The sequence below is a fragment of the Pseudomonas sp. S2_B10 genome (assembly GCF_054668425.1).
This window is the reverse complement of record NZ_CP162768.1, coordinates 1,744,125-1,757,096: the sequence shown is the minus strand read 5'-3', so window position 1 is coordinate 1,757,096 and position 12,972 is coordinate 1,744,125. Positions and strand designations below refer to the sequence as shown.

11 protein-coding genes are annotated in these 12,972 nt (G+C 61.3%); 7 read left to right on the top strand and 4 right to left on the bottom strand.

Annotated features, from left to right (window positions below):
* Positions 1–41: 41 nt before the first annotated feature.
* Positions 42–746, bottom strand: coding sequence for a trehalose operon repressor (treR, locus tag AB4O45_RS07705; RefSeq protein ID WP_056790138.1), 705 nt, complete (start codon positions 744–746; stop codon positions 42–44).
* Positions 747–981: 235 nt separating this feature from the next.
* On the opposite strand from treR, the gene treP reads away from it, so the two are divergent.
* The 7 genes from treP to tadA all read left to right on the top strand — a co-directional run bounded on the left by treP (position 982) and on the right by tadA (position 10,386).
* Positions 982–2,424, top strand: coding sequence for a PTS system trehalose-specific EIIBC component (gene treP / locus AB4O45_RS07700; protein WP_041479919.1), 1,443 nt, complete (start codon positions 982–984; stop codon positions 2,422–2,424).
* Between the two features lie 118 nt (positions 2,425–2,542).
* On the top strand, positions 2,543–4,189 hold the full coding sequence (gene treC / locus AB4O45_RS07695) for an alpha,alpha-phosphotrehalase (protein WP_252878845.1): 1,647 nt from the start codon (positions 2,543–2,545) through the stop codon (positions 4,187–4,189).
* Between the two features lie 107 nt (positions 4,190–4,296).
* Complete coding sequence (locus AB4O45_RS07690; RefSeq protein WP_460161276.1) at positions 4,297–5,520, top strand: carbohydrate porin; 1,224 nt, start codon at positions 4,297–4,299, stop codon at positions 5,518–5,520.
* Positions 5,521–5,570: 50 nt separating this feature from the next.
* Entirely contained in the window at positions 5,571–8,099 is a 2,529-nt protein-coding gene (ptsP, locus tag AB4O45_RS07685; RefSeq protein WP_460161275.1) for a phosphoenolpyruvate--protein phosphotransferase, read from the top strand.
* Between the two features lie 2 nt (positions 8,100–8,101).
* Complete coding sequence (locus AB4O45_RS07680; RefSeq protein ID WP_056790130.1) at positions 8,102–8,392, top strand: PTS transporter subunit EIIB; 291 nt, start codon at positions 8,102–8,104, stop codon at positions 8,390–8,392.
* 117 nt (positions 8,393–8,509) lie between these two features.
* Positions 8,510–9,886 carry a multicopper oxidase family protein gene (locus tag AB4O45_RS07675; RefSeq protein WP_252868226.1) on the top strand — a complete coding sequence of 459 codons (1,377 nt, stop codon included), beginning with the start codon at positions 8,510–8,512 and terminating at the stop codon, positions 9,884–9,886.
* On the top strand, positions 9,886–10,386 hold the full coding sequence (tadA, locus tag AB4O45_RS07670) for a tRNA adenosine(34) deaminase TadA (protein ID WP_125925672.1): 501 nt from the start codon (positions 9,886–9,888) through the stop codon (positions 10,384–10,386). Before AB4O45_RS07675 ends, tadA begins: the two co-directional genes overlap by 1 nt.
* 166 nt (positions 10,387–10,552) lie before the next feature.
* Here tadA and cmoB read toward each other — a convergent pair whose 3' ends face one another.
* The 3 genes from cmoB to AB4O45_RS07655 form a co-directional block, all read right to left on the bottom strand.
* A complete protein-coding gene (gene cmoB / locus AB4O45_RS07665) occupies positions 10,553–11,509 on the bottom strand; it encodes a tRNA 5-methoxyuridine(34)/uridine 5-oxyacetic acid(34) synthase CmoB (protein ID WP_095181720.1) in 957 nt (318 codons plus the stop codon).
* Entirely contained in the window at positions 11,506–12,249 is a 744-nt protein-coding gene (gene cmoA, locus AB4O45_RS07660; protein ID WP_460161274.1) for a carboxy-S-adenosyl-L-methionine synthase CmoA, read from the bottom strand. Before cmoA ends, cmoB begins: the two co-directional genes overlap by 4 nt.
* A gap of 195 nt (positions 12,250–12,444) precedes the next feature.
* Positions 12,445–12,837, bottom strand: coding sequence for a protease inhibitor I42 family protein (locus AB4O45_RS07655; RefSeq protein WP_460161273.1), 393 nt, complete (start codon positions 12,835–12,837; stop codon positions 12,445–12,447).
* Positions 12,838–12,972: the final 135 nt, after the last annotated feature.

The window sequence follows — 12,972 nt, the reverse complement described above, 5'->3', positions numbered from 1 at the left end:
TGTTACTCGGCTATTGCGTGTTGCGTATCGAAAGATATGCCTCAGCGCCGCGCCACATCGGAAAAATAGAACTTGTCCAGCGTATGCCGCGATTCGGTGTACTCGAACTGGCGGCCGTCCTGCAGGAAGGTCTGGTTGCTGACCACGATGACATGGCTCTGGCCGTCGAGGTCCAGATGGTGGTGGTCGTCCTTGCTGCACGGCACGGCTTCGATGGTGCGCTGGGCGTAGGCGATCTGCAGTTGCAGGGTCTGTTCGATGTGGGCGTAGATCGAATGTTCGGCGATGTCTGCAGACAGGTCGGGAATCACCTCGCTGACGAAGTGGTTGATGTCGAGGATGACGCGTTTGCCGTCGATGCGCCGCACCCGTTTGATCCGGGTGATCGGGCTGCCGGGTTCGGCATTGATGTGTTCGAGCAGCGCACCTTCCAGCGGCACCTGACACATCTCGACCACTTCGGTGCTGACGTCGTTGCCCAGTCGCGGGTGGGTCTCCTGGAAACTGACGATGCCGCCGAGCTGGAATTCGATCGGGTTGGTCGACAGCACGAACGCGCCTTTGCCGTGAATCTTCTGAGCGAAACCGCGCTCCTGCAACTGGTCGATGGCCTTGCGCACCGTGCCACGGCTGGCCTGATAGGTGTCCATCAGCTCGGTTTCGGAAGGCAGCCGGGCGCCGCGCTCCAGGCGTTGCGTGGTGATGCTGGCAAGCAAATCGCTGTAGATCTGGTTGTATTTGCTCATGGCTGGACTCTGTGCCGACGGTGCTCAAAACCCCGAACCTTAAGGGCAGGGTAGGGGTTTGTCCATGCGGACGAAGGAAAACATCTTAGGTCAGAGTAGGAAGAATCCGCGTTTTTCTGACGTTCATCCACGGATGCAAACTCGTACAGACGAGTTGTTGCATTAACTCGTACAGACGAGTATTTTTCCTCTCGGCGTGCTGCCAATAACAACAATCCACGACGGAAGAACAAGCATGAGCCATGACTACCCGAACATCGCCAAGGAGCTGCTGGAAAGCCTCGGTGGCCGCGACAACATCGAGCAGGCGGCGCATTGCGTGACGCGTTTGCGCCTGGCGCTGAAGAACCCCGCGCTGGTGAATGTGGCCGCGCTCAATGGCGTCGATCTGGTCAAGGGTTCGTTCTTCACCGGCGGCTTGTATCAAGTGGTCATCGGCCCGGGTGATGTTGAAAAGGTTTATGCCGAACTGCGCCAGCAGACGGGCCTGGCGGCATCGACCATCGCCGACGTTAAACAGAAAAGCGCCGAGAAGATAAACGCCATGCAGCGGCTGGTGCGGGTGTTTTCCGATGTGTTCATGCCGATCCTGCCGGCGCTGATCATTGCCGGCCTGTTGATGGGCATCAACAACCTGCTCGGTGCCAAGGGCATGTTCATCGAGGGCCAGACCCTGCTGGATGCCTATCCGAATCTCGACGGGTTGTGGAGTCTGATCAACCTGATGGCCAACACCTCGTTCGTGTTCCTGCCGGCGCTGGTCGGCTGGTCGGCGGCCAAGCGTTTCGGCGGCAGCGAAATTCTCGGCATTGTCCTCGGTCTGATGCTGGTACACCCGGACCTGCTCAACGCCTGGAATTACGGCAAGGCCGTGGCCGGGCTGGATGGGCAGCAACTGCCGTACTTCGACATCCTCGGCCTGTTCCAGGTGGAAAAGGTCGGCTACCAGGGGCAGATCCTGCCGATCCTGCTGGCGGCGTACGTGATGAGCGTCATCGAAAAATGGCTGCGCGCGCGAGTGCCCAACGCCGTGCAATTGCTTGTGGTGCCGATCACCACCATCGTTGTCACTGGTGTGCTGGCGCTGGCGATCATTGGCCCGGTGACCCGGCATATCGGCATCTACATCACCGAAGGGCTGGTGATGCTGTTCGATCTGGCGCCGTTGGTGGGAGGTCTGATTTTCGGTTTGCTGTATGCGCCGCTGGTAATCACCGGCATGCACCACATGTTCCTCGCCGTGGATCTGCAATTGATCTCGAGCCAGGGCGGCACCTTCATCTGGCCGATGATCGTCATGTCCAATCTGGCGCAGGGCAGTGCGGCCCTGGCGGTGTTCTGGATGACGCGCAATGCGCGGGACAAGAGCATGGCCTCGACCTCGGCGATTTCTGCGTATTTCGGCATCACCGAGCCGGCGATGTTCGGTGTCAACCTGCGCTACAAGTTTCCGTTTTACGCCGCGCTGGCCGGTTCGGCGCTGGGCTGCATGTTCCTCTCGCTGAACAAGATCCAGGCCTCGGCCATCGGCGTCGGTGGCCTGCCCGGTTTCATCTCGATCATTCCGCAGTTCATCCCGATGTTCGTCATCGGGATGCTGATTGCCATGCTCGTGCCGTTTGCCCTGACCTGCGTGCTGAGCATGAAGATCGTCCGCCCGGGTTACCGGGTTGCCTGAAATTGAACTGTAGGAGCTGCCGGAGGCTGCGATCTTTTGATCTTGCCTTTCAAAATCGAAAGATCGCAGCCTCCGGCAGCTCCTACAGAGATCGTAAAATTCAAGAGGGAAATCCGCCATGCAAGACTGGCAACGTTCGGTGATCTACCAGATCTACCCGAAGAGTTTTCACAGCCATGCCGGCAACGCCACCGGCGATCTGCTCGGCATCGTCGCCAAGCTCGATTACCTGCAATGGCTGGGGGTCGATTACCTGTGGATCACGCCGTTCCTGCGCTCGCCGCAGCGCGACAACGGCTACGACATCAGCGACTACTACGCGGTCGATCCGAGCTACGGCAGCATGGCCGACTGTGAACTGCTGATCGCCGAAGCGGGCAAACGCGGGATCAAGTTGATGCTCGACATCGTGGTCAACCACACCTCGATCGAGCATGTGTGGTTCCAGCAGGCGCGCAGCAGCCTCGACAACCCTTACCGCGACTTCTATATCTGGCGCGACCAGCCGAACAACTGGGAATCCAAATTCGGCGGCTCGGCCTGGGAGTACGAAGCGCAGACCGGCCAGTATTATCTGCACCTGTTCGACCACACCCAGGCGGATCTCAATTGGGACAACCCCAAGGTCCGCGACGAAGTGTTCAAGATGATGCGCTTCTGGCGCGACAAGGGTGTGGGTGGTTTTCGTCTGGACGTGATCAACCTGATCTCCAAACCGGCGGACTTTCCCGAAGACGACAGCGATGGTCGGCGCTTCTACACCGACGGGCCGAACGTGCACACCTACTTGCAGCAGATGCACCGCGAAGTCTTCGAAGGGCATGAGCTGATCAACGTCGGCGAGATGTCTTCGACACGTCTGGAACACTGCATTCGTTACTCCAATCCGCAGTCGAAAGAACTGTCGATGACCTTCAACTTTCATCACCTGAAGGTCGATTACCCGAATCTGCAGAAGTGGGTGCGCGCCGATTTCGATTTCCTCCAGCTCAAGCAGATTCTCTCCGACTGGCAGACCGGCATGCAGGCGGGTGGCGGCTGGAATGCGCTGTTCTGGTGTAACCACGATCAGCCACGCGTGGTCTCGCGGTTCGGCAATGACGGCGAATACCGCGAGCTGTCGGCGAAGATGCTTGGTACCGCGCTGCACTTTCTGCAGGGCACGCCTTTCGTCTATCAGGGCGAAGAACTGGGCATGACCAATCCGGGGTTCGAGAGCATCGAGCAATACCGTGACGTCGAGACCCTGAATATCTTTCGCCTCAAGCGTGAAGCCGGGGCAAGCGACCTCGACAACATGGCGGCGATCATGCAGAAGTCCCGCGATAACGGGCGCACGCCGATGCACTGGCACGCCGGGCACAACGCCGGCTTCACTCGCAGCGAACCATGGATCGGTGTGCCGGCCAATGCCGCACAGATCAACGTCGCGCATCAACTGCACGACCCGGAATCGGTGCTGCATCACTATCGGCGCCTGATCGCTTTGCGCCGCACTGAAGCGTTGATCTCCGACGGCGTCTATCGCCAACTACTGCCGGAGCATCCACAGGTCTGGGCGTACCTGCGCGAGGGGACGGGAGAACGCTTGTTAGTGGTGAACAACTTCTATGGCACTGCCTGTGAGGTCGAGCTACCGGCGCTGATCGACGAAGCCCAGGAGCAGCGCCTGCTGATCAGCAACTACCCGGACTGCCCGCAACGCAAGCGTTTGCTGCAGTTGCGACCTTACGAATCCTTCGTGCTGCACCTGACCGACCCCTGATTTTTTAACTGAATAACAACCTTTGAAAAAACACGCAGAACGCTGCGCGGGGGATTTGTGCGCGCTGAATTCCTGCAACCACACAATAAAAACAACGGGTGGCATATATGAGAGCAACCATAAATTACAGTCTGGCAGTCGCGGGGATTTTTCTGGCAATGCCCACGTCCTCACAGGCGCTGGAGTTCGGCGGCTATCTGCGCAGCGGTGTCGGTACTTCGGTCAACAGCAGCAGCCAGTCGTGTTTCCAGTTGCCCGGCGCGCAGACCAAATATCGCCTCGGTAACGAGTGCGAGCAGTACGGTGAGCTCGAGCTGCGCCAGGATCTGTACACCCTCGACGACGGCTCGGTGCTGAGCGTCGACGGCATGGCATCGCTGTACAACCGTTACGACCGCAGCCTGACGTTCAAGGAAGACAACGGCTCGATTCGTTTGCCGCAGGCTTACGCGCAATGGTCGGCGATGCCCGCGCTCAACGGCGGCTCGCTGTGGGCCGGTCGGCGCTACTACAAACGTAACGACATCCATATTTCCGATTTCTATTACTGGAACCAGAGCGCCACCGGTGCAGGCATTGAAGACGTGTTGCTCGGTGGCCTGAAATACAGCTACGCCTTTTCGCGCAAGGACAACCTTTACCAAAAGGATTACATCAACCGCCACGACTTCAACGTCGGCGGTTTCAACAGCAACCGCGGCGGAGAACTGGAGTTCGGCCTCAGCTACATCGACAAGCCCGACAGCCGCGACGCCCACCGTGGCTGGGCGATTACCACTCAGCACGTGCAGCAGGACTTTCTCGGCGGCAAGAACAAACTGGCGCTGCAATACGGCGAAGGGCCGGGCACCGGATTGGGCTATACCGGTAACGTCAGGCTTGATGACCGCAACAAGAGTTATCGGATCGTCGAGTTCTTCGACTGGCAACTGACGCCACGTTTTGGCGGACAATTCCAGGCGGTGTATCAGAAAGATATTCGTCAGGGCGACGCCGACCAGAACTGGCTGTCACTCGGTGTGCGCCCGGCCTATGCACTGAGCGAGCAGTTCAAACTGGTGACCGAACTGGGGCACGATCAGGTCGAGGCGGCGGACGGCACGCGCAAGCTGAGCAAGTTCACCTTTGCACCGACCTGGTCACCGAAAGGCCCGGAATTCTGGGCGCGGCCCGAGGTGCGTCTGTATTACACCTATGCCAGCTGGAACCAGGCAGCCAAGCGTGCCGCCAACCTGTTGGCCAAAGGTTCGGCGCTGTCCGACACCGGCGCGTTCGGCAACGCACGGCACGGGGCCAATGTCGGGCTGCAGGTTGAATACTGGTGGAAATAAGCAAAGCGGCTGCGACCGCTCATTCAATCAATACAAGCTCAGGTGATGTCATGGCCACACCCCAACAATTGCAGCTGCTGGCTCCTTTATCCGGCGTGCTGATGGCGCTGGACCAGGTGCCCGACCCGGTATTTGCCGGGCGGATCATCGGCGACGGTTTGTGCATCGACCCGACTTCGTCAACGCTCTGCGCACCGTTGGCCGGTGTGATCAGCGATGTGCAGACCAGCGGGCACGCGCTCACCATCACCAGTGATGCGGGTGTTCAAGTGTTGATGCACATCGGCCTGGACACGGTGAATCTTGCCGGCGAAGGATTCACCCGCCGCGTTGAAGCGGGGCAGCGGGTCGAAGCGGGGCAGGCGCTGATCGACTTCGATGCTGACTACATTGCCCTGCACGCGCGCAGTTTGTTGACCTTGATGCTGGTGGTCAGCGGTGAGCCGTTCGATTCACTCGTTGGCTCAACCGGGTTGGTCGAGGTGGGCCAGCCAGTGCTGGACGTCGTGGTCGGCGCAGTCGTCGGCGAACATCCAGCACCGGTGCCGGGCGACGCGGTGTTCTCGCAGCCGATCCATCTGCCCAATCCCAATGGCCTGCACGCGCGGCCGGCGGCAGTATTCGCCCAAGCGGCCAAAGCATTTTCAGCGACCATCCATCTGCACAAGCTGCACGCGCAAGCCAACGGCAAATCCCTGGTGGCGATCATGGCGTTGCAAACGGCTCATGGCGACAGTGTGCAGGTCAGCGCCGAAGGCGAAGATGCCGAAGCAGCGGTCGCAGCGCTGACACGCTTGCTGAGCGAAGGCTGCGGCGAAGCGGTGACAGCGCCCGCACCGGTCGAAGCCGGCGCAGCAGAAATGCCGAACATCCTGCGCGGTGTCTGCGCCTCGCCCGGTTCGGCGTTGGGACAAATCATGCAGATCGTCGAAGCGTCGCTTCTGGTCAACGAGTTCGGCGCCGAGCCGCCAGTTGAACTGGAGGCGTTGAGCCAAGCACTGATCGAAGCCGACATGGCCCTGCAACATCTGCGCGACACCGCCAGCGGCCAGGCGCAGGCGGAGATCTTCAAGGCGCATCAGGAACTGCTCGCCGACCCGAGCCTGCTGGATCAGGCCAGGGCGCTGATCGACGCGGGCAACAGCGCGGCGTTTGCCTGGAAGACCAGCACCGACGCAACGGCGGCGATGTTTCGCTCGCTGGGCAATGCCTTACTGGCTGAGCGCGCGGCGGATCTGGATGATGTCGGCCAGCGCGTGCTGAAGCTGATCCTCGGTGTTCACGAGCAGACGCTGGAGTTGCCGGACGACACCATTCTGATCGCCGATCAGCTGACCCCGTCCCAGACCGCCGGGCTCGATACGCGCAAGGTGCTCGGGTTTGCCACCGTCGGCGGTGGCGCCACCAGCCATGTCGCGATCCTCGCGCGAGCCTGCGGTTTACCGGCGATCTGCGGCATGCCGGCGCAAATGCTCGGGCTCGGCAACGGCACGCGGGTGCTGCTCGATGCCGACAAAGGCGAATTGCAGTTGCATCCGGACGCCGAGTCCATTGACCAATTGCGCACGCGGCATGAGCGCCAGCGGCAGCGTCATCAGCAGGAGCTGGCGCAGGCCAGCGAGGCGGCCTGCACCCGTGACGGTCAGCACATCGAAGTCACCGCCAACGTTGCCTCGCAGCAAGAAACCGCCCAGGCCATGGAGCTGGGCGCGAATGGCGTGGGGCTGCTGCGTTCGGAATTTCTCTACCTGGGCCGTCAACAGGCGCCGAGCCATGACGAACAGGTGGCCACTTACAGCGCCATCGCCCGCACCATCGGGCCGGCACACAATCTGGTGGTGCGCACCCTCGATGTCGGTGGCGACAAGCCGCTGGCCTACGTGCCGATGGACAGCGAAACCAATCCCTTCCTTGGTTTGCGCGGCATTCGTCTGTGCCTTGAGCGACCGCAACTGTTGCGCGAACAATTTCGCGCGATCCTCGCCTGCTGTGAACTGACGCGTCTGCACATCATGTTGCCGATGGTCACGAATTTGGCCGAACTGCGTCTGGCGCGGCAGATTCTCGAGCAAGAAGCGCGGGTGCTGGGCCTGGCGCACCTGCCAAAGCTGGGAATCATGATCGAAGTGCCTGCCGCTGCGCTGATGGCCGATGTGCTGGCGCCGCACGTGGATTTTTTCTCCATCGGCACCAACGACCTCACCCAATACACCCTGGCCATGGACCGCGATCATCCGCGTCTGGCCAGTCAGGCGGACAGCTTTCATCCCTCGGTACTGCGCCTGATTGCCATGACGGTGAAGGCTGCGCATGCCCACGGCAAATGGGTCGGCGTCTGCGGCGCCATGGCGTCTGAACGCCTTGCGGTGCCGTTGCTGCTGGGGCTGGGTGTGGATGAGCTGTCGGTGAGCGTGCCGTTGATTCCGGCGATCAAGTCGGCGGTCCGCGAAGTGGATCTGGCCGACTGTCGAATCATCGCCGAACAGGTTTCGAACCTGGAAAGCGCCGCCGACGTGCGCGCAGCCTTGCAGCAGTTTCATGGGGCGAAAGTCGATGCCTCGCCGGTTATGGAGAATTGAACATGTTCGACAAATTGCAGCAGGCATTCTGGAAAGCGCTGACGCCGGATCTAGTCCCGGATGAGGTGAAAGCCGTCGCCGAACCGATTGCCGGCCTGAGCGCCGAGATTGTTGCGGCGCTGGGCGGTGTGGATAACCTCAAGTCGCAGCACCCGGTGGCGCTGACTCGGGTGCGCGTGGCGCTGCACGACGCGGCCTGTGTCGACCGTCAGGCGTTGAGTCTGGCCGGTGTGGCGGGCGTCATGCCGCTTGAGGGCGGCGTGCTGCACCTGATTACCGGGCTGCGCGTATAAGGCCGACAAGACGTGCGGCCGCAGGTCGCCCTTACTGTTTCTCAACTGCGGGTGTATCGTATTCGCCTTTTGCGGATCCCTCGGGGTCTGTCGCTGATACGTGAGGTAGTTGAGTTCATGTCCTTTACCCGTCGCCAAATCCTCGGTGGCCTGGCCGGTCTTGTTGTCGTTGGCGTGGGCGCGGGAGGCGCGTCGCGTTACTGGCTGGGCAAGATGGCCGACGCCGAGGCCGGCCACGACTATGAACTGATCGCCGCGCCGCTCGATGTCGAGCTGGTGCCGGGCCACAAGACCGAAGCCTGGGCGTTCGGCCCGTCGGCGCCGGGCACCGAGTTGCGTGTGCGTCAGGGTGAATGGCTGCGGGTGCGTTTCATCAATCACTTGCCGGTGGCGACTACCATTCACTGGCACGGTATCCGCCTGCCGCTGGAAATGGACGGCGTGCCTTACGTGTCGCAACTGCCGGTGCTGCCGGGCGAATACTTCGACTACAAATTCCGTGTGCCGGACGCCGGCAGCTACTGGTATCACCCGCATGTCAGCAGCAGCGAAGAACTCGGACGCGGGCTGGTCGGGCCGCTGATCATCGAGGAACGCGAGCCGACCGGTTTCAAGTACGAGAAAACCCTGAGCCTGAAGAACTGGCATGTCGACGAGCAAGGTCAGTTCGTCGAATTCAGCATCCCCCGCGAAGCGGCCCGTGGCGGTACCGCCGGGCGCTTGTCGACGATCAATGGTGTGCCGCTGCCGGTGATTGATCTGCCGGCCGGGCAGGTCACTCGGGTACGTCTGCTTAACCTCGACAACACCCTGACCTATCGCATCAACATTCCCGGTGTCGACGCGAAGATCTACGCGCTGGATGGCAACCCGGTCGAGCCGCGCCCGTTGGGCAAGGAATACTGGCTCGGCCCCGGCATGCGCATTTGCCTGGCGATCAAGGCGCCGGCGGCCGGTGAAGAGTTGTCGCTGCGCAACGGCCCGGTGCGCCTTGGCACGCTACGTTCGGTCGCCAACACCGACGCGCCGACGGACTGGCCGAAGGCCCTGCCGGCCAACCCGGTGGCCGAGCCGGATCTGGCCAATGCCGAGAAACTCAACTTCAATTTCGAATGGGTCGGCTCGGTCTCGGTGAACACCGAAAACGGCAAGCCGCCGAGCCTGTGGCAGATCAACGGCAAGGCCTGGGACATCACCGACAAGACCTGTGCTGACCGACCGATTGCCAGCCTGAAACTGGGCCAGAGCTATATTTTCGAATTGAAGAACATGACCCAGTACCAGCACCCGATCCACCTGCACGGCATGAGCTTCAAGGTGATCGCGTCGAACCGGCACAAAGTCGTGCCGTATTTCACCGACACCTATCTGCTGGGCAAGAACGAGCGTGCGCAAGTGGCGCTGGTGGCGGATAACCCGGGGGTGTGGATGTTCCACTGCCATGTCATCGACCACATGGAAACCGGCCTGATGGCCGCGATCGAGGTGAAGTGATGCGCCAGATCCGCCCGGCGGCGATCATCGACCGCAGCCGCGACCGCGACTTCATGCGCGAAGCCTTGACCCTCGCCGCGCAGGGCGCCGCCCTCGGTGAGGTGCCGGTGGGCGCGGTGCTGGTGCAGGATGGCGTGATCATCGGTCGCGGCTTCAATTGCCCGATCAGCACCAGCGACCCGAGTGCCCACGCCGAAATGGTCGCGATCCGCGCCGCCGCGCAGGCAGTGGATAACTATCGCCTGCCGGGCAGCACGCTGTATGTGACGCTGGAGCCTTGCAGCATGTGCGCCGGGCTGATCGTGCATTCGCGGGTGGCGCGGGTGGTGTACGGCGCGCTGGAACCCAAGGCCGGGATTGTGCAGAGTCAGGGACAGTTTTTTACCCAGGGCTTTTTGAATCACCGGGTGTTGTATGAGGGCGGGGTGTTGGCTGAAGAATGTGGTGCGGTGCTGACCGAGTTTTTCCGCGCCAGACGCACTAAAAGCCCCTCACCCTAACCCTCTCCCAGAGGGAGAGGGGACCGACCGAGTTGAATGGACCAAGTCCGCCGACCTGAAATACCGAGTCGGACTCAAGTTTTGAAAAGCTCAACAATCAGCTCCCTCTCCCTGGGGAGAGGGCTGGGGTGAGGGGTAGGCCCACCGCGGTCATGGGAAAATACGCTTACTTCCTGGCGACGATAACTGCCCGCATCGGCGCCGGCAGCCCTTCAATGGTTTTGCTGTGGTCCTCGGGATCCAGAAAATCGCTCAGCGACTGATACTTCATCCACTCGGTCCCGCGCTGTTCCTCAACCGTGGTCGTGCTGACATCCACGCAACGAATATCGCTGAAACCCGCCCGCCGCAGCCACAATTCCAGCGCCGGAACCGACGGCAAAAACCACACGTTGCGCATCTGCGCGTAGCGATCTTCCGGCACCAGCACCTGATGCTTGTCGCCTTCGACCACGAGGGTTTCCAGCACCAGTTCGCCGCCCTTGACCAGGCAATCCTTCAGCGCCAGCAAATGCTCGATCGGCGAGCGACGGTGATAGAACACGCCCATGGAAAATACTGTGTCGAAGCCTTCCAGATTCGGCGGCAGGTCTTCAAACGGGAACGGCAGGTGCCAGGCATTCGGCTCGGACAAGTAACGCTGCACCGCCTGGAACTGGCAGAAGAACAGCCAGTTCGGGTCGACCCCGATCACGCTGTCGGCGCCGGCGCCGAGCATGCGCCACATGTAGTAGCCGTTGCCGCAACCGACATCGAGGATGCGTTTGCCCTTCAGGTCGAGGTGCGGGGAGACCCGCGACCACTTCCAGTCCGAGCGCCATTCGGTGTCGACATGCACACCGAACAGATCGAACGGCCCTTTGCGCCACGGCGACAGGCCCATCAGCGCGGTGCGCATCTGCGCGCGGGTGTCGTCGTCGCAATCGGTGTCGAGTTTCAGGCCGTTGAGCAGGTCGACTTCGCTTGGCTGGATCTTCGGCAAGGCGTCCAGCGCACTTTGCCAGCGCTCCAGATCGCCGTGGCCTTTGTCCATTTTCTTGTCGAGTTGCGCTTGCAGGGTGTTGGCCCATTCGGCCAGCGGAGTACCGGCCAGACGCCGGGCGAGGGGGGACAGATCAATCATGGCAAGGCAATCAACGAGGCAAAGTTAAGACACTGGAACCACGGCACGACTTTCGAGAACCCGGCGGCCAGCAGGCGTTCGCGGTGTTCTTCGAGGCTGTCGGGCTTCATGACGTTTTCGATGGCGCTGCGCTTCTGGGCGATTTCCAGTTCGCTGTAGCCGTTGGCGCGTTTGAACGCTACGTGCAGTTCGGTGAGCAGGGCGTGTTCTTCGGCATCGTTGAAGCGCAGCTTTTCCGAGAGAATCAGCGCGCCGCCGGGCAACAGTGACTGACGGATGCGCGAGAGCAATTCAGTGCGCTGATCCGGGGCGATGAATTGCAGGGTGAAGTTCAGCGCGACTACGGAGGCGGGCTCAAATTGCAGCGCGAGGATATCGCCCTCAATTACCTCGACCGGCAGCAGTTCCTGAAACATCGAATCCTGACCATTGAGATACTCGCGGCAACGCTCGACCATCGCCGCCGAGTTATCCACAGCAATAACCCGGCAACCGTCGGTGCGCACATGGCGGCGCAGGGCTTGAGTCACTGCGCCGAGCGACGAGCCGAGGTCGTAGAGCACGCTGTTCGGCTGGGCGAACTGCGCCGCGAGCACGCCGAGGTTTTCGACGATGGTCGGGTAACCCGGCACCGAGCGCTTGATCATGTCCGGGAACACCCGCACCACGTCTTCATTGAAGGCGAAGTCAGGCACCTGGGCCAAAGGCTGGGCGAATAGGCGATCGGGTTCTTTGCTCACGGCGGCGTCCGGCGGTGTCGGTGGAAAAGGCCGGCATTTTAGCCAAACTGGCGCGGGGATGCTTGGGTTGTCTGATAAAGCACCGAACCGGGTGTAATTCTCGCCGTCTGGGATATGGCTTTCGCGAGCAGGCTCGCTCCCACAGGGGGGGCGCGGTGATCTGTCGGAGCGAGCCTGCTCGCGAAGAAGCTGCAGTCAGTTCACCGAAATGGCGCAGTCAAAGGTGTCCACGGGCAGCACTTCCGGAGCCCACGGTTGTTGCGAGGTCAGGCGCAAACGCCCGGTGCCTGCTGCGAAGGCCTGGAAGCGCCAGGTCGAAACCCCCGCTGCGCCAACCACGCCGGCATCTTCCGGATTGCTGTAAACCTCGGGGCTGAGGGCGCGCAACACGCCGCCAGCTGAATCCTGAATCGCCCAGCGGTAGCCGGTGGTCGGGTTGCTTGGCAGGCTGATGATCAGGTTTTGCCCGACGTTGAGCCGCACGGGACATTCGCTTTGTTTTTCCACGGTCACGTTGTGTTTCGGTTGCGTGGCGCAGGCCGCCAGCAAGGAAAGGGCGAGGGGGAGAAGCAGGCGAGTGGGGGACATGAGGTCAGCAGCTCCGGCGGTTACGACGAACGGCGAGCATAACTGAAGATGGGACAAAGTGTGACGGTCAGGGAGTTCCGTGTTGGCAGCACTGAAGCCATCGCTGGCAAGCCAGCTCCCACAGGTTTCTCGGTT